Source organism: Marinomonas algarum (assembly GCF_020532605.1).
GTDB classification, from domain to species: Bacteria; Pseudomonadota; Gammaproteobacteria; order Pseudomonadales; family Marinomonadaceae; genus Marinomonas; species Marinomonas algarum.
Genome location: NZ_JAJATW010000019.1, coordinates 21,142 through 37,141, shown reverse-complemented (window position 1 = coordinate 37,141; position 16,000 = coordinate 21,142). Strand labels below are relative to the sequence as shown.

Here is a 16,000-nt window from a genome sequence, read left to right as displayed (position 1 = left end):
AAGATATTTTTTATATGATTAAAGTGTTGTTTTATGATACTGTAAAGACTCAAAAAAAGAGGCGTATCGCTCTTCGACCTTCGATACACCTCCGTTTAGCATAACCAAATCTGGAGAAATGATATGCAAGTAGAGAATATTAACAGAAACAATATAGCACTTGTTGAGTTTATGAGCTGGTCGGTAAAAAAACGTCGAGCATATATCGCCATCTCAATGCCCAACACACCGAAGTTCATCAAGCATTCACTGCTAAAGCCATTTTAATGGGAGAAAGGGTTTCGCCATGCCTGTACAGCTAATAGACTCGAAAGGTAAGAATCATCACGAGATTCTTAAAGGAAGCATAATTCACAAAGACTACAATAAAATCATATTGCTTGTATTGCTGGAAGGATTACACCAAAAGACCAGAGAGTGTATAGAAGAAGACGAAGGTATAACGGTATTGACAGATGATGGTCCTAAAAAAACAAAGAGGCACCACATTCAAGATTCTTATACATCTGAATTTTCAGGTATAGCCGACAGTCAATACGTTGTGGAATTTGAGATCTGAGGGTTTGAAGCTCAATCTTTCACATGTGAAAGATTGAGCTTCAAGTATTGCATGCGCCATTTCACACATTCTAAGAGCTATATCGCTGTTCTTAGTATTTCAATACGATCTACAGTTTGACTTACTGTCCGGTTCACAACGCATAGTAACCAATCTAGTGACACTGCAATTACATTATTAAACCATAGATTTTATGTAAAACTTAAAGAACTCATCACGATCTATAACACCCCAATCGGCCAAAATATAATAGCCTACGGCACCTCTATTACCGTCAGGCTCACGGACAAACATTATCCTCATGCCAAAGCAGATGCGTAAAGCTGCCAGTTGCCTCTTAAGCGTAGATTCTGGGATATTAGTCTCATGATGCAAGTACGATAGCGTCGGTTTATCCACTTTTGACAGCGCGTTTATGATATCGAATTTTCTCTTTATATCATTCGACACTTCCATTCTGTCTCCTACTTCAAGCCTTTCATGCTTATAAGCTCAACGTCGGACGCTAATACAAGAACGTCTTTCTCTTGAAAGTTTTCTGTCACTTTTACCCAGACATAACTAGGTTCGCTACAAACTCTATCTAGTAACAACATGCCTGATTTAACATCATCTTCAATTAGTACGTTGACAGAAAGAACGAGTTTTTTGGGATCAACGAGTCTACATGCCTCGCTATCACCTTCATTTTCGTCAATTTCATCATCCACATCGATTTCGCAACCTTCTAAAAGGTCGGTTTGATTTTCAGCATCGCCGGGGTGGGTTGTCTCGTCTGTAGAGCGTGAAGTGGCTTTGTCGAAGTCTGTATCGTCAGTGCTTTCTTGGTCTGGAGCGTCACCCCCGCTCAAGTCTTCATGGAAATCTTCGCTAGGCTCAAAGTTAACTACATTATCATTGGCACTACCCTCTTCAGGATCACCAGCCACGGTAGCCTTCTCTTTCTTGGCTTCCTCTTTTACGTGCTTGGCGTCATTCAAAAGATCCCGGCTCTGTTTGCGAGTAATTCCATCTTTTGTTGCAGACGCACAAATGGCCCTGCATTTCTTTTCGTTAATATCAAAAAGCAAACGCAGGTTGTTTAGTGTCTCGATGTCACCACAGATGCCTTTTTCATAAATATCTTGAACGCAATCTGGCAGTTTAAGCAAAGAAAGGTGCGTCGATACAAATATGGCACTTTTACCTAAGCGTTTAGCGATATCTACTTGCTTCCAGCCTTCGCTTACGAATGCTTTTAACGCATTTGCTATCTCCATTGGGGCTAGATCTTCTCGTTGGATGTTCTCAATGAGCTCACCAGCCACCTCGTCCAGAGATGACATTTCTTTGTCGTTAACAATGATGTCTATTTGGTCTATACCGGCGACCCTTAACGCTCTCCAGCGACGCTCACCTTTCTGAATAACATACTTACCACTGTCGTTCTTCGGATAGACAATAACAGGGCTTTGTTGACCCTCAACCTTCATTGTGTCAGCCAAGCCTTCAATGTTGCTGAATTGCTTACGCACTTGACTCTTTGACTCAACATCATCAAGCGATACCGTGATGACTCTTTTGCTCTCTTGATCCGCTAACTCTGCACTGAACATAGATTTTTCAGCTTCAGCTTTTTTGTTTGAGGCCGCTTTAGCCAAAGCGGATAAACCCTGTAAATTTCCAATCTTAGCCATGTATTACTCCGATCTCTCTAATATTTCTTGCAGCACTGCTTCAACTTCTTTTGCGGCCACATGACCATAACGAAGCTCCCAAACTGGAATCCCCTCTGTGATAGCTGAATCTAAGGGTGGGCGGTGCATAATTTTATTTTTAAATAATAAATCTGGGATAGAGTCTTCAAGTTCTTTGAAAGCCCGTTCTTGGTTGATTGACCTGTCCATGTCATTAATGACAATGCCAAGTATTTCCAAGTAGCTGTTGTAACCTTCTTTGATACCGATGATTGTATTGAGAAGACCTTCAACGCCGTCCACAGCAAAGCCAGAAAGCTTAACCGGACAAACCACATGCGTTGACATAACTAAAGCAGCCACAAGCTTACGCCCAAGGCTGGGTGGACAATCTATCAGCACGTAATCGTAATTAAGAAACAATTCTTCGAGGTGTTTTGCCGGGTTCATAGCTTGATCAAGCTGAACCGTTTCTATCTCGAACAGGTCAGGATCGTTCTTTGTTGCATGAATGAGATCCATACCTGAAGGACATTTTAGAACTTCTATTTCACCAACATGATCGCCAAAGAGATCTGCTGTTTTTGTGCCTGAAAGTATTGGTGTGAAAAGATAATCCTCATCCTCAACCCTTGGTGCTAACCGGCTAGAGGTGTTGCCTTGACCGTCCATATCGATAACTAGGACTTTTTTCTTCTTTTTGATGGACAGATAAAAAGCCATCTGGATGCAGATAGTGCTTTTGCCCACCCCTCCTTTTTGATTTGCAAAGCTGATTATTTTTGCCATACATACTCCATCATTTTATAAATTTTGGGAGGCTAGTTTTCTTTCACATGTGAAAGCCATTGAAATATTGTATATCATTTAATGATTCTTAAAAATCGTTTTATGAAACACATGCAGCGAAAAGCCGTAAAGAACCGACTTAATGAAACAATTGGCCGCTTACAGGTTTCGGTAGGTTTATTGCACCGGTTTTGCTCGTATTCGCCTTTGTTTACGAATATTGATGAGTGTTGGCATGGTTTTCGAGTGTTATTTGTCTACTATTCAACCAATTCAGTGTTTTTTATTCAGGTAAAAGGCAATAAAAAAATAGGGAGGTTCACTGCACCGGTTAAGAAATATACAAAAATCGCTGATTTTGAATGTTTTATACTAAGTTTCGTTTAAAAGAGCCGCTTTCACTTTTTGAACTGTATTGACGCTACATTTGGCTATGCGGCTGGTTTCCCTGATCCCCTTCCCTGACCGAATCAGAGTAACGACATGCTCATATTCAGCCAGTAGTTCAGCGTTGGTTTTCTTGCGGCGGCCACCTGTTTTCCGCTCTGTCTCAACATCGCTCATTTCGGGAGGGCTATATTGAGATATATCTGCTTTATGTATTTCAGATAGAAGCCAATCCAATCGATCTGCGCTAAAAAATTCAGTGAAAGCGCCAATCTCAAGATTGTACGGACGCAGCAATCTATGAATTAAATGCTCTAGTCGCCCCGCGAACTCTTTGGCAACAAGAACTTCTCCATGAATTGATGAACCATAAGGTTTCAAGCTTGAAATAACTTCTTTAAGCCTAACATCCGCTTTCCGAGTCGAAATCCCCACCTTTATGATTGTGGGCGGCAGATCATGAAAGTCACCTGTAATGCGCATCACGTAAAGACTCTGACTGTTAAGTGAATAGAATTTTTGCCTCAATAACTCAATATAATCAGGCTTTATCAATGACTGCCTACGCCAAAAGGCATCAAACCAGTAGCGTTGCCCTTTATCTAACTCGCTGATCGTTTTAAGCCTGCTTAACTGGTATGTGTTGTAGCGCTTGTCGATCTCAGTTGACTCTATGTGTAAGCAGTTATCCCATTGACGTTGTACATCAGCAATTGGCTCTAGGGCATGGATCAAAGCCGTTAGTTCTTTAGATGGTCTGCCTGAAGAGTCGAGCCACGCCTTACTTAGTGTCTTTAGTCTAGACCTCGCGACCTCTAACTTATCGTCAGTCGAGCGTTCTACGCTGAGAACACCCATCGCTTCCAGCCTGTCTACAGCACTGTTCATGCCCGACCATGGAAAGACTTTCTGGTGTGATTTGTATTTGGCCCTACGTTCTAGGTACTGTTTTTCATGCTTATCCAGCAGATCAAATGTATCAAACGTAGGAAGTTGGGTATGAAGAACGGCATCTTGAGATACCCGGCATGTCTGAGAGGTATGAGAAAAGTGGTGAACTTTGACCTGACCTTTTTTCGCTACTAATTTCTGCTTACACCAAGGGCAACGTAATGAAGTTTGACCCGATGGAACATTTTCTATTGAACACCACTGATCCTGTTCATCTATCCCAAATGTTAGGTAAATAGGTTTCATAAAATCCACCTTAATTGCGTATCATGATACGTTAATAGTAATGCTAATTTGTGTATCATGATACGAACCACCGGGTGGCACCGACCCTCTCTTCGACCGGAAGGGTTGCGAATGGCTGGTGCTAAGACAGACTGCTATTACTCTGACTTTTCATTCGCTTCCTTCTCTTTTATGCGTCTATATATTTCCTCACGATGGACAGTGACATCTTTCGGAGCTTTTATACCGATGCGAGCTTGATTTCCATTTATGCCTAGCACAGTCACCTCTACGTGATCACCGATTTGAATAGATTCACCAGTACGTCTTGTTAATATAAGCATATTCAATTCCCTTTATTTTTGATAAGTAGTAATCCGTTTGAGGTTTTTACTATAGCAATTAATTGTTAGTGTGCAACCTTACGGACAGTTTTTTGCCTTTCTATAGCCAGCCTTTTGCGCCTCTTCTTCATTTTTAAAATCAGCAATATTTGAGGTCTTCACGGCGCCATAACTAGGGCAACTGGATAAATGGTAAATCCGGCTGTTTTTGTTGCCACGAACAACGCCTTTCGTTTCATTAACTGTGCGGGATTCACTGAGGTAAGAGTTGTGCTTTCCTTTTAATCCTTGGCCGCTGTTCACATGATCCATTCGCCATACCTGATCTCCCGTAACAAACGGATTGCTGTGACCAAACGCATTTGCTATCCGGGCGTCACGTTTTTTCTCCCAATCAGTGACAGGGTTTGTTTTGTTCCAAGCCATCAAGAGTTGTTGTTGGCTCTTACTCATGTTTAAGTCATAGCGGTCGTGTATGTAAAAGTAAATTCTCGCTATTTGCCCTCTTACTTCAGGTCGAGGTTCAACAACGCGACTCTTGAAATCAACCTCAAAGTCACACGAACCATAAGCTCTAGGCTCACCTTGAATCATCCCAAATGAATAATTCGATCTGTCTGCGTTTGGCTCGCCCACACTGACGACAAGGTTATGAGGATCAGCTTCCATGACCCGGAAAGTAGGATCGTTTGCAGAGCAGTTCTTTCTTCCCCCATCCTGCCAACATTGACGCTGATGCCCCATTACCCAAGCCGGTACGACGTGTTCCCACTCTGTCCTGTTAGAACGAGCCTCCTGTTTTCTGGTTTTGTAATCACAGGACTTTTTATTTACTCGACCACCTGATTGACCAACCCATCGCCAATCACAACCGCAGTAAAACGTCCCAAGCTCGCTTGAAGTTTGGTCAAAATAAACGTGTTGCTTCGAAAGCACCTTAGCTTGTGAAAAGCTTATGGGCGAAGATATGGCATCTGTAGCAAACAACCAAAAGAAGATCGTGAAGATAGACCTAAGATATAAACTGAACATATAAATAACCGTAGGCTTCGCCATTAGTAGTAGGACTTTACGATGGGACACCTGTAATAGCGTCTTTAAAATGCTTCCCTGCTTTAAATTTTGGAACATTCGCACTTGGTATTTTTAATGGCTCCCCTGTTTTTGGATGTCGGCCAGTGCGTTCAGCTCTGTGCTTAACATCGAGGGAGCCGAAACCGGCAAGAGTGACAGCGCCACCAGAACCCAACTCGGAAGTCACAACTTCAGTAAACGCGCTAATGAATTTCTCTGCGTCTTTGATGCTCATGTCCGCCTCATCTGAAACAAGCTGAACCAATTCTTTTTTATTCATGGGTAAACATCCTCACTGCCCGTTTGCTTCTTTGCTTTCTTTTTCTTCCGCTATCATCTTTCTGATCACAGACATTATGGCTTCGGTAGGTTGAGCGCCGCCGAGCAACTGACTTTTGCCGGTATAGCTATCCACCACAAATGTAGCCGGAGTGCCGTTAACGCCGTTACTGGTAGCAAGCTGAATGTCGCTTTCTACTTTCTGTTCAAACGAGCCTTCAGACATGCACTGATTTACTTTATCAACGTCTGCGCCAACACCAGATATTATTGCGTTGAGATCAGGCACACCTTGGCCGTTTAAGCGGGTATTCTGAAAAATATCATCCAAGAAAACCCAAAACGCCCTGTTCCCCACCTGATCCCGCACACATTCAGCGGCAATTGCTTGTTGTTTTGCTACCGGGTTATGAAAACCCAACGGAAGGTGCTTCCACTGCCAGTTCACGTTACCGGCTGAGTTATCGACTACTTCCTTTGCAGTATCGTGAAAACGCTTACAGTAAGGACACTCAAGATCCGAAAACTCAACAAGAGTGAAACGAGCGTTTAGATCTCCATAGATGTTTTTGTCTGCCGGGGCCAAGTCTGACGCAAGTTTGTAATTAGAGAACTTTCTTTCCATCTGCTCTTTTACCTTGCCAGCTTCCATTTCTTTTATGCTTCTAGAAACTGCGACGCTAAGCTCCTCCGGGGAAAGCTTTTTGCTAAAGTTTTTATTTATACTGACCTCTAACCCAGATAAATCGGATTTTAGATCCTTTATCGATTCGTTTGCTGTATAGGCTTGGTAAGCCGCAAAAGATGATAGAGCAATCGTTACGCCTAGAAGCAAAGTTATAACACCGTGTAAATTTTTACTCTTATCCTCATTTTTTTCAGTACTCATTACGACTGCTCTCCCTGCTAATGAAATGAAACGGTTGTGCCGTTAATTAAAGTTGATGCCGCTACTTTGGCTCTTTGTGTCAATCTATGTAAAAAATCCCTTGATGGAGTGTAATCGACAAACTTATCTAGCATTATTTGTTCTCTAGCCAGAGTGTTCATGCTTCCAAGACCGTCAATCAAACCTTTTTCAAGCGCCTGCTCTCCATTCCAAATGAGTCCAGTAAATATTTGAGGGTCATCACTCAGTCTTTCGCCACGACCTTCTTTGACTCGCGTTATAAATTGCTGATGGGTGCTATTTAAGACACCTTCCCAAAACTGCTTTGCGTCATCATCAAGAGGTGTATATGGATCTAAAAGCGCTTTGTTCTCACCGGCAATAATGGTTCTTCTTTCAACGCCGATTTTCTCCATGAGATCTGAAAAACCAAAGCTTGATGATATGACACCAATAGAACCTACCAAGCTCGATTGATCTGCATATATTTGATCTGCTGCTGCGGCTATGTAGTAACCGCCGGACGCACCTATGTCACCGATGATTGCGTATACTTTTTTATTGGGATGTTTGTGCTTTAGGTACATTACTTCCTCGTAGATCCGCCCGGACTGAACAGGACTGCCCCCCGGACTGTTTATTTTCAAGAAGATCGCCTTAGACGACTCATTCTCAAACGCCTTTTCCAAGGCTGGGACTAAAGAATCTGCACTGGTGGGTGTTCCGTCGGCTATTTGACCTTGGATATTGATATAGGCGATATGAGGAGAAGCCTCTACCCCACCATCATTGCTAAAAGCGGATTTAATGCCATCATTCCCGGTCGTTAAAACAATTAGTAAAATCAGAAACAAACCTGACGATCTTATGATTTTAAGAAGCATTCGCCACCGACGATCTTTCACTTGCTCCTTGTGAAGTTCAAACATGTATTCCTTTAGGAGATTTTGCTCCCAAGGCGCGTTGTCATCAATGCTTGGGATCTTGTCTATTTTCTTCTTTCTGAACATTCTTCATTTTCCTTTCTACAAAAACGCGTTGATAACCGCCATGCAAAACATGCTGAAAAAAGGAGTGATTACAACCGATGATATGGACATAGCAACCGCCGTTACAGGCTCTTCTTTTGCGATAGGTACAGACCAAGGCATCAATGCACACTGGGCCGCTAGGATGGCACCAACCATTCCGAGTTCAGGAAAAGCGACAGATTGGACTATGACAAAGATGCACTGCGCTAATCCTGCCTGCTCAAGCATTTTGTTGTTCGTTTTTTTCAATTCACTCTGATTTTCTATCTTGTTCATTTTTCGTACCCCTTAAGTTTTATATAAAGGTTACATCAAGTTTCAAATATGCAACCCCGTACTTTTTGCCGATTTGGGCATTTAGAGAAATCTTTCACATGTGAAAGGTTCTTCGCGTTAGTGAAGGCGACCATCACAGGTGCATTTCGCTTCTCTCTTTCCTGTTTTTATATCTTTGTGCCGATAGTACAAATCGATAACCTCATTGTCGGACAGCAGATCAAGAGGCTCGTAACTGACTCTTTCCTCTTCGGTTCCTGCTCTTACTACAATCCTGACAAAACCGGTGTCATTAACCTTGTACTGACCTTTGTACTTTTCTTGCAAAATGAGTCTGTAGACAGAAAGTTGAATCAGGTCAGATTGATAGGTCTTGAATCTTTTTCTGGTCTTTGTGTCTACGATAGTGAGCATGTTTAACCCACTGCTTTTTGTTTCAAAGACCTGATCTACACGTCCATGCAGGGGAACAGGATATTTAATTGATATTTCTGCTTCGTTTAGAAACGCTCTCCCACCCCGGAGAAAAAAAGGCATCCCTTCTTTTATCTTCCACTTTCTTATTTCCTCTTCTTTTTCTAATCGCCGCCTTCTTACCGACTGTCTTTTTAGATCGAAATAAAAAATCAGCGGTGTCGCTATAAAAAGCACGATGCTTGCGATCAAAAAGTAATTGTTTGTCATCAGAGGTTCCTTTTCTTGTTAGAAGCAATCCCTTTCCTTCAGGAAATCTTTTGGCATAGAAATATGGGAGATGTTGGCTTCGATAAGTAAATCATCCGTGCCATCTTCAAAGGACTTAGGTACTTCACAAACACCACCGTGGTATTTGATGTATGAGTAATCCCCTTTGAAAAAAGCGCCGTGAGGTATGTCGTCGCTAAATTCTAACCACATTCTTAGTCGAAAATCTAAAACCCATCCGTCGCCCATTTCTAGCCAATAGTGAGGTATAACTAGAGCGCCCGTTCTTGAATCTTCAGCATAGCCTTGATGGCATCTGTGACTTATGCCATTTTTTTTCAGCAGGTGGCTTGCAAGGAATGTAACGCCGTGACATTCCATATCAGCCTCGTCGATAGATCCCACTATGACCTCTAACTCGTCGTACCAAGCTCTAGCCTTCTCTGATGCTTTTTGTTCTGGCGAGCTGTTTGATGGATATTTGCCTTGTTCTTTGGTTTTCATGTTTGCCTCGTTTCACCGCATTTCTTAGTCGTGCCTTCTCGTAACAGACCTCATAGAGCCTCTTTGAGTGAAATTTTTTCTACTCCTCAAGTTGGTACTGTCGTAACAGCCTTTCAAGAGGCTTTTAAGATCCAAGCAGTTTTTGCTGTACTGGTTATCATAGTATCATAAAATGATTCCAGTAAATCGAATATTGATATTTTTGAGGTGATTTTCTGGTAAACGGGTGAAATGTATTTGCTTTGAAAGGTTCCAACTAGAAAACAGCTATTTCGTTATTTGATAGGTGGAAGATATGGAAAGTACCACTTAAAGGCAACACAGGCCGATCTAATGGATTTTTAAGACAATACCTTTGGGGCGTCATAGGCTAAGGCTAAAAGTTCCTTAGAGCCAGTTTAAGGGCGTATTCTGATGTTTTCGTTTAGCTAAAACAAGGATTTTGAGGTGGCCGACGTTGAAAGTCTCAGAATTAACGCTCGAACTACAAAAATTAAGATTCTGCCAGTGTGCAGATGGAAGAGTTTTGAATGATGCCCGGATAACTTGGTGTGACGTCAATTTTATAACTGTTTATTTTTTGTACAGATTTATTCCTGACGCAAAGGATAAAAGATAAGGTTAAATGATTAAAGAAAGGGTTAAAGAGAAGGGATAGGGGCAAAAAAATCAAGCTAGAACCCTTGGTATGACTAACAACTTGAGTTCTAACCGGGTACAACAAACCTCTATAAACCGAGTACAATGAACCTCTATAAACCGAGTACAACGAACCTCTATATGCGTATAAGTTATCCTTTTTTTATAAACAGAAAAGTGTTTTTTGTTCACAGATTATTGGCATTTTTTTCAATTAGAACTGTAGTGGAACAACAAACCTCTTTATATATTTGATCATTTTTTAACCTGTTACAACAAACCTCTATAGTCATGACAAGTTATCAACAACCCAGAACAACAAACCTCTATATATATTTGATCATTTTTTAACCTGTTACAACAAACCTCTATAAACCGAGCACAATGAACCTCTATACAACGAGGTGCTTTTACAGAGTTTATCAACATCTTTTGTTAACAAAAAAACAGGAAAGAATAAAAGTTAAACAAATTACTCGACGGAAACATGTGTCAACAAATGAAAACATGTGTCAACACTACAAAAAACATTAAAACCGAGTACAACAAACCTCTATAGTAAAAAAACACCCCGCCAAACCGAGTACAACAAACCTCTATAGCAAAAAAAACCTCACCAAACCGAGCACAACAAACCTCTATAGCAAAAAAAACCTCACCAAACCGAGCACAACAAACCTCTATAGCTCTGCTTTTGGCTCCATTCAGGCAGACAGACAAAATTTCTATGAAGTTTTCTTCAAAAGTGATTTTTTGCTTTGATTCGCATCAATGGTTTCTTCAACAAATTTTTTGTGCGGATAAATCTTAAATCTGACATCTATAATTTTTTGCTTCCCCTGAAGAACTTTCTCTTCAACGTAACGAGAAATAACCTCATGCTCTTCCAACACCTTCAAGGCATTTCGCATCGCTCTTAGATTCGCCCTGATGTTATCTGATGCACCTCGTGGAGTTTGCTCTAACATACTAATCAAACTCGGCTCATAAGGATTTGCTTCGCTTGCTTGTATCCAGTACTGAGCCATTCTTTTATAAACAAATCTTGCCAATGGAGATCTTATTCTCATGCCCACCTGATAATTGTACTGACGAAATGTGAGCCCCATTATTGACTCATTAACAAGATGGTTAAACTGAACGTAACACTTAGAGCTTTGCTTGTTCTGTACATCTTTCTTTGAAGCTAAGGCAAGCAGCCCAAATAAATTTGAATTTATTACCGACTCACCATCCTCTGAGTAGCATTCAAGAACTGAGCCACGACAAACAAACAAAGACTCCCTAACTTCCTCAAAGCTGTATGAATGCCCCATTCTTTCAAGTTCTTTCAATAGTGAGTAAATAGAAAACTCAACTCCAGCTTTACCATTTACATATCGACCTTGCCCATTAACAGCTATCTTCCGTAAAGCGTCCTCTACTATTTCTTCCCTTTGGCCCGGATAAATAAGGACTACACTTTCACCTTTATCGATAATGGCAGGCTTTAATTTGACGGTTAGTTTTCGCCCTCGAATAGTACAAGTCCGAGTGATTGTAGCGCTCTTTAAATCTTCATGTTCTCTTGTCTTAGACCAAACATATTTCGGAATAGCGTCATAGATGTCTATAGTGTTCGAGTACTCTGACTTTTTATTCTTAGGCAAAAGAAGATCAGAGAAAAGATCCATCTGATCACTTGCTTGAACATCTACGCTCTCAGCTGTTTTAACTTCACGTCTATTGTCAGCACTCAAGTCGTCCATTACTTACCCCCCTGACATTAAAAGAAAAAAAACAATAAAGCGCATGACGCGATTGCAACAAGAACCAATATAACGGTCAAAGACCGATCTTCCTGTTCTTTCAGCTGACCTTTCGATCTTCCCTTTTTTCTTGGCATATACTGAATAAAGTCTTTTTCAAACTTATCGTGAGCAGCGTTCCCCCTCTTGATACTAACAACGTCATCTGGATGAGGTTTGTGCTTTTGTTTTAATTTTCGACGTGATCGACGGAAACCACTCTTCTGCTGTTCGTTTATTAAAAGCTCACATTTACCAAGTTTTGCCAATTCTGTCGCGGATACACTCATCGTTTATTCTCCTTAATTTACACTTAAGTCTCATCGTCCTGAGAAACCCCAGCACTGAGTGCAAAGTCTTTTTTTGCAAGAGAGTTATACGTTTTTAGGTCGCGCTTGATGTTGGATAGCAGAGCCACTCTTTTGCGAATATTTTCGTAACCATCCTCAACTTGTCTGATCGTTTCACGCGCCCACTTAGGCTCCTTTTTAAACAAATCACTCGGATACCTAAAACCTTTCCCCTTAGCCAAATGACCAGAGAAGGTTTGTTTTTTACCTGTCTTCTTCACTAAAACTATATTGTTCTTAAACCATTCCATTTGAAGCGATCCGTTGTGGTGACGAACCCGCGTTCCGATGTACGTGTAGTTTTCTTTATCTTTATCTTCTTTGACTGAATCACACGCAGCCCAGAAACAATCTGAATGCTTGGAAGCCAAAGCCCCTAACAAAAAAATTTGACGATCAATCTCAGACATTGTTGAAGAAATAAAATTGTCGTGATCCTCAATCGCCTCATCTAAGCTCAATTGCATACGGCGATCCTTACCGGCCAAACCAATCAGCCCCTTGTAGAACTCTGAATCTCTGTTCATAACGAAGCTCCATATATAAAATTAAAAAAAATTGCCAAAGGGAAAGCTACCCCCCTATTTCCACTATACTATTCTTTTGGGAATTGTCGTCAACCTCCCAAAAAGAGAAAATCGATCACGAATTTTGATTTTTTTAGTCGTTTTTCTCCTCCTTCCTCCCAAAAGGGGGAGAGATGGTGAGGCAGAGGCGGTCTGCGGTTTAACAAGGAAAGAATCGTTACAGCGTTAAATAAATCAATTCCCTTCCTAAATTAGCCGGTATTTGACGATCAGACCCTCACAGAGCCGATTTGAGAGCGTTTTTATCAGTTTACCTTGCGATGTAAGGGTATTGAAAAAAACACCATACAGAGCCTTACAGGGCTTTTTAGAGGCTTGGAGAAACTGCTCGATTCTCTGATAGTAATTACAACAATGACTTCTGTTCCTAGATCTGTTGTGGAAACTTACCCTTTGTTCCCTATATATTTTGGGAGGTTCCTATCAAATTCCACAATTCTATTGGTGCGTGATGTGAGGTCGAGTAAAGCGCAGCAGTAGACCATTTTCCATTTTTGATGTGGAAGTTTTACTTTTACTCCCAATATATTTTGGGAGGTTTATAGTAATTTCCATGATTTTATTGAGTTGTGATGTGATGTGATGTGAGGTCGAGCAAAGCGCAGTAACGGTCTTTTATCGTTCCATTGCGACTACCAGTAATGCTGCCTTGCTGGAACCACAGGCCAACAATGAGTAAAAGTTGTAACAGCCTCTTAACAGCTTTTTAAAAGACCCTCAAGGCTCTAGGTGTCGCTACTTTGCTGTAGCTATAAATTAAAAAATCGCAACAGCCTCTTAACAGCCTTTTCAGATTCTAAGTGTCGCCCCTTACCGTAGTTACGGCGTAAAAAAAAATCGTAAGAGCCTCTTAACAGCCTTTTACTATTCAATTAGGCAGGGTTTTAGCTAAAATACATTCCAAGACGGCCAAAAACACACTCTAACAGCCTCTTAAAAGCCTCTTTCGTGCGCAAAAGCGTGAATTTACCCCAAACGGGAATTTATAGAGAGAAGGAACCAAGAGGAAAACACATAAAATGACGTTGTAGCTAGGGATTTACCCCTGATTTTTTTAAAAAAACGGAGCGCAACATGTTTGTTTTAGGTCTTGATATTGGTTACTCAAATTTGAAAATCGCCATGGGTGATCGTGGCGGAGAAATGACAACAAAAATCATGCCTGCGGGTGCGGGAAGCGTCGATCTAATGCCGAGGCAAGTGGGAGCCAATTTAAGCTCTGACTTCATTCAAGTTTACATCAACGGGGAAAAGTGGGCGGCAGGAGTTGAGCCAGACAAGCTACAAGGTTGGGAGAGAGAATTACATAGAGACTACAAAAACACCGACGTTTATAAAGCGCTATTTTATGCAGCCCTTCTCACCTCAGAGCGAGATGTCATTGATGTGGTAGTCACTGGATTGCCAGTTGATCAAGCGATGAATGAGAAGGAACGTACAGAGTTGAAAAATAATCTCATAGGCGAGCATCAAATAACACCCAAACGAACGGTGTTGGTTAAGGATGTAATTGTTGTCCCTCAACCAGCTGGGGCATATATGGATGCAGTTCATAGCTCAATAGAAGAAGACATGCTGGACGTAATCAAAGAAGGCAAGACGGTAGTTATTGATCCGGGATTTTATAGCGTCGATTGGGTTGCACTCGTGGAGGGAGAAATACACTACCGATCTTCTGGAACAAGCCTTAAAGCAATGTCTAGGCTTATTCAAACTTCCAGCGAATTAATTCTTGATGATTTTGGTGGCGCACCCGGTGTAGAGAAAATAGAAAAGGCAATAAGAGAACAAAAAAACTCAATTTATTTGTTTGGAAAAAAAGTAGAACTGAGAGAATACATCACAAAAGCGTCAGACATAGTTTCGAAGGAAGCGTTAACATCTATGAGAAAAACGATGAGAAGCGATGGTATGGATGCTGACGTGGTTCTATTGGCCGGTGGTGGGTCTTCGGAATATGTTCAGGCTGCAAAGAGTGTTTTCCCAAGCAGCATTATCATTGAAACCGAGGTGCCGGTTTTATCAAATGCAAAAGGTTTTTGGTATTGCGCATAGGCCGTTAAACCGTTTTTAGCTCAAACAACAATACAAACTAAAAAAAGGGAGTGTGTAAGCTGCCTCTGCCCTCACTAAAAGTCTCAGGGGTATGCTTGCCAAAAAGATTATGAAAACTTCGTGGGACGGGAAAATATCGAATTTAAAAATATCTAATGAAAGCTCAAAAGAGTTATTCAATGAACTGGAAAGTCTGAACGCGAGAGAAAGGTGCGAAAGATTGAGAACGCTCGCTACACTTGGACTTTATTCTTTAAATTTTTTAGGCCAGAATAATGAAAACAAAAAAGGAAGCAATGAGGACGTAGAGTTAAACGGTAATCTAAAAGAAAAACCGAAGACAGATAATGAAAATGTAATCGAGGCCCAAAAATCGCTAAAAAGTAAGCTTCTTGGCTCGATGTAAGAAGTATAAACATGAGATCAGTGAGTTGACATGGTAGACCTAGAAAATTTTGCATCAAACTTGACGGTGACGCAGAGAAGGGAAATTTGTTTTTCGGAGCTAAAAAGAAGAAGTAGAATAAGAACGCTTTTTAAAGACTATCCGATCGAAGAGATGCGAGAGATGATAGACAGATTAGAGGCCGTGTTAGAAGAAAAAATAAAAGAAGAAGAAATGCTTTTAATAAAGAAGGCTGAGGCTATTAAAGAAGCAGAGGCAATAATAAGGGAAATGGAGAAAAAAGGCATCGATATTCGAGATATTGAGCAAGCAATTAAAAGAAAAACAGACAATCAAGTGAGCGAAGAAACGGCAAAATACGTCAAGGACGGCAAGCGTTGGGGCGGAAGAGGAAGACGGCCAGCCGAGTTTCGGGGGCTGTCAGACTACGAGCTTGAAAAACACCGATCCTGATAACTCGCTCACGATTTGAGTTTTAAAACCGCTGAATCCGTGAGCGAGTTCAGTA

General features: G+C 41.2%; 19 protein-coding genes. 4 read left to right on the top strand and 15 right to left on the bottom strand.

All coding sequences use genetic code 11. The annotated features are described in order from the left end of the window. Positions 1 to 286 precede the first annotated feature (286 nt). Positions 287 to 559 carry a hypothetical protein gene (locus LG368_RS12060; RefSeq protein ID WP_226754975.1) on the top strand — a complete coding sequence of 91 codons (273 nt, stop codon included), beginning with the start codon at positions 287 to 289 and terminating at the stop codon, positions 557 to 559. Between the two features lie 177 nt (positions 560 to 736). Here the strand turns inward: LG368_RS12060 and LG368_RS12055 are convergent, their stop codons facing one another. From LG368_RS12055 to mobI, 15 genes are all read right to left on the bottom strand, one after another. Then, positions 737 to 1,015: a helix-turn-helix domain-containing protein gene (locus LG368_RS12055; protein WP_226754974.1), complete on the bottom strand. Its 279-nt coding sequence runs from the start codon at positions 1,013 to 1,015 to the stop codon at positions 737 to 739. 8 nt (positions 1,016 to 1,023) lie between these two features. Beyond that, positions 1,024 to 2,235: a ParB/RepB/Spo0J family partition protein gene (locus LG368_RS12050; protein WP_226754973.1), complete on the bottom strand. Its 1,212-nt coding sequence runs from the start codon at positions 2,233 to 2,235 to the stop codon at positions 1,024 to 1,026. A gap of 3 nt (positions 2,236 to 2,238) precedes the next feature. Beyond that, positions 2,239 to 3,024 carry a ParA family protein gene (locus LG368_RS12045; protein WP_226754972.1) on the bottom strand — a complete coding sequence of 262 codons (786 nt, stop codon included), beginning with the start codon at positions 3,022 to 3,024 and terminating at the stop codon, positions 2,239 to 2,241. Between the two features lie 372 nt (positions 3,025 to 3,396). After that, on the bottom strand, positions 3,397 to 4,608 hold the full coding sequence (locus tag LG368_RS12040) for a GIY-YIG nuclease family protein (RefSeq protein WP_226754971.1): 1,212 nt from the start codon (positions 4,606 to 4,608) through the stop codon (positions 3,397 to 3,399). Between the two features lie 137 nt (positions 4,609 to 4,745). Next, a complete protein-coding gene (gene csrA / locus LG368_RS12035) occupies positions 4,746 to 4,931 on the bottom strand; it encodes a carbon storage regulator CsrA (protein WP_226754970.1) in 186 nt (61 codons plus the stop codon). Positions 4,932 to 5,009: 78 nt separating this feature from the next. Further along, positions 5,010 to 5,963 carry an endonuclease gene (locus tag LG368_RS12030; protein ID WP_226754969.1) on the bottom strand — a complete coding sequence of 318 codons (954 nt, stop codon included), beginning with the start codon at positions 5,961 to 5,963 and terminating at the stop codon, positions 5,010 to 5,012. Positions 5,964 to 6,000: 37 nt separating this feature from the next. Then, positions 6,001 to 6,285 (bottom strand): HU family DNA-binding protein, encoded by a 285-nt coding sequence (locus tag LG368_RS12025; protein WP_226754968.1) that lies wholly within the window; start codon positions 6,283 to 6,285, stop codon positions 6,001 to 6,003. Positions 6,286 to 6,297: 12 nt separating this feature from the next. After that, positions 6,298 to 7,173, bottom strand: a complete 876-nt coding sequence (locus tag LG368_RS12020; protein ID WP_226754967.1) for a DsbA family protein — start codon at positions 7,171 to 7,173, stop codon at positions 6,298 to 6,300. 17 nt (positions 7,174 to 7,190) lie between these two features. Next, positions 7,191 to 8,183: a signal peptide peptidase SppA gene (gene sppA / locus LG368_RS12015; protein WP_226754966.1), complete on the bottom strand. Its 993-nt coding sequence runs from the start codon at positions 8,181 to 8,183 to the stop codon at positions 7,191 to 7,193. Between the two features lie 15 nt (positions 8,184 to 8,198). Further along, complete coding sequence (locus LG368_RS12010; protein ID WP_226754965.1) at positions 8,199 to 8,480, bottom strand: hypothetical protein; 282 nt, start codon at positions 8,478 to 8,480, stop codon at positions 8,199 to 8,201. A gap of 117 nt (positions 8,481 to 8,597) precedes the next feature. Beyond that, positions 8,598 to 9,164, bottom strand: a complete 567-nt coding sequence (locus LG368_RS12005; RefSeq protein ID WP_226754964.1) for a PD-(D/E)XK nuclease family protein — start codon at positions 9,162 to 9,164, stop codon at positions 8,598 to 8,600. 18 nt (positions 9,165 to 9,182) lie between these two features. Next, entirely contained in the window at positions 9,183 to 9,668 is a 486-nt protein-coding gene (locus LG368_RS12000) for a hypothetical protein (RefSeq protein WP_226754963.1), read from the bottom strand. A 1,364-nt stretch (positions 9,669 to 11,032) separates the two neighbouring features. Beyond that, the gene (locus LG368_RS11995) at positions 11,033 to 12,055 is read right to left on the bottom strand and encodes a plasmid replication protein (protein WP_226754962.1); all 1,023 of its coding nucleotides are present in this window, start codon (positions 12,053 to 12,055) and stop codon (positions 11,033 to 11,035) included. Between the two features lie 17 nt (positions 12,056 to 12,072). Next, positions 12,073 to 12,384: a hypothetical protein gene (locus tag LG368_RS11990; RefSeq protein ID WP_226754961.1), complete on the bottom strand. Its 312-nt coding sequence runs from the start codon at positions 12,382 to 12,384 to the stop codon at positions 12,073 to 12,075. Between the two features lie 23 nt (positions 12,385 to 12,407). Next, positions 12,408 to 12,971 carry a conjugative transfer protein MobI(A/C) gene (mobI, locus tag LG368_RS11985; protein ID WP_226754960.1) on the bottom strand — a complete coding sequence of 188 codons (564 nt, stop codon included), beginning with the start codon at positions 12,969 to 12,971 and terminating at the stop codon, positions 12,408 to 12,410. A 1,134-nt stretch (positions 12,972 to 14,105) separates the two neighbouring features. Between mobI and LG368_RS11980 the strand changes: the two genes are divergently transcribed. From LG368_RS11980 to LG368_RS11970, 3 genes are all read left to right on the top strand, one after another. Beyond that, entirely contained in the window at positions 14,106 to 15,086 is a 981-nt protein-coding gene (locus tag LG368_RS11980; RefSeq protein WP_226754959.1) for a ParM/StbA family protein, read from the top strand. 91 nt (positions 15,087 to 15,177) lie between these two features. After that, on the top strand, positions 15,178 to 15,492 hold the full coding sequence (locus LG368_RS11975) for a hypothetical protein (RefSeq protein ID WP_226754958.1): 315 nt from the start codon (positions 15,178 to 15,180) through the stop codon (positions 15,490 to 15,492). A 30-nt stretch (positions 15,493 to 15,522) separates the two neighbouring features. After that, positions 15,523 to 15,945: an H-NS family histone-like protein gene (locus LG368_RS11970; RefSeq protein ID WP_226754957.1), complete on the top strand. Its 423-nt coding sequence runs from the start codon at positions 15,523 to 15,525 to the stop codon at positions 15,943 to 15,945. The last annotated feature ends 55 nt before the right edge of the window (positions 15,946 to 16,000 follow it).

What these genes read in the sequence shown, in the direction of transcription:
- sppA (WP_226754966.1), bottom strand. Translation starts at nt 8,183, where the DNA reads ATGTTCAGAAAGAAGAAAATAGACAAGATCCCAAGCATTGATGACAAC.
- LG368_RS12020 (WP_226754967.1), bottom strand. Translation starts at nt 7,173, where the DNA reads ATGAGTACTGAAAAAAATGAGGATAAGAGTAAAAATTTACACGGTGTT.
- LG368_RS12000 (WP_226754963.1), bottom strand. Translation starts at nt 9,668, where the DNA reads ATGAAAACCAAAGAACAAGGCAAATATCCATCAAACAGCTCGCCAGAA.
- LG368_RS12040 (WP_226754971.1), bottom strand. Translation starts at nt 4,608, where the DNA reads ATGAAACCTATTTACCTAACATTTGGGATAGATGAACAGGATCAGTGG.
- LG368_RS12005 (WP_226754964.1), bottom strand. Translation starts at nt 9,164, where the DNA reads ATGACAAACAATTACTTTTTGATCGCAAGCATCGTGCTTTTTATAGCG.
- LG368_RS12060 (WP_226754975.1), top strand. Translation starts at nt 287, where the DNA reads ATGCCTGTACAGCTAATAGACTCGAAAGGTAAGAATCATCACGAGATT.
- LG368_RS12010 (WP_226754965.1), bottom strand. Translation starts at nt 8,480, where the DNA reads ATGAACAAGATAGAAAATCAGAGTGAATTGAAAAAAACGAACAACAAA.
- LG368_RS11995 (WP_226754962.1), bottom strand. Translation starts at nt 12,055, where the DNA reads ATGGACGACTTGAGTGCTGACAATAGACGTGAAGTTAAAACAGCTGAG.
- LG368_RS11980 (WP_226754959.1), top strand. Translation starts at nt 14,106, where the DNA reads ATGTTTGTTTTAGGTCTTGATATTGGTTACTCAAATTTGAAAATCGCC.
- LG368_RS12030 (WP_226754969.1), bottom strand. Translation starts at nt 5,963, where the DNA reads ATGTTCAGTTTATATCTTAGGTCTATCTTCACGATCTTCTTTTGGTTG.
- mobI (WP_226754960.1), bottom strand. Translation starts at nt 12,971, where the DNA reads ATGAACAGAGATTCAGAGTTCTACAAGGGGCTGATTGGTTTGGCCGGT.
- LG368_RS12045 (WP_226754972.1), bottom strand. Translation starts at nt 3,024, where the DNA reads ATGGCAAAAATAATCAGCTTTGCAAATCAAAAAGGAGGGGTGGGCAAA.
- LG368_RS11990 (WP_226754961.1), bottom strand. Translation starts at nt 12,384, where the DNA reads ATGAGTGTATCCGCGACAGAATTGGCAAAACTTGGTAAATGTGAGCTT.
- LG368_RS11970 (WP_226754957.1), top strand. Translation starts at nt 15,523, where the DNA reads ATGGTAGACCTAGAAAATTTTGCATCAAACTTGACGGTGACGCAGAGA.
- LG368_RS12050 (WP_226754973.1), bottom strand. Translation starts at nt 2,235, where the DNA reads ATGGCTAAGATTGGAAATTTACAGGGTTTATCCGCTTTGGCTAAAGCG.
- LG368_RS12025 (WP_226754968.1), bottom strand. Translation starts at nt 6,285, where the DNA reads ATGAATAAAAAAGAATTGGTTCAGCTTGTTTCAGATGAGGCGGACATG.
- LG368_RS12055 (WP_226754974.1), bottom strand. Translation starts at nt 1,015, where the DNA reads ATGGAAGTGTCGAATGATATAAAGAGAAAATTCGATATCATAAACGCG.
- LG368_RS11975 (WP_226754958.1), top strand. Translation starts at nt 15,178, where the DNA reads ATGCTTGCCAAAAAGATTATGAAAACTTCGTGGGACGGGAAAATATCG.
- csrA (WP_226754970.1), bottom strand. Translation starts at nt 4,931, where the DNA reads ATGCTTATATTAACAAGACGTACTGGTGAATCTATTCAAATCGGTGAT.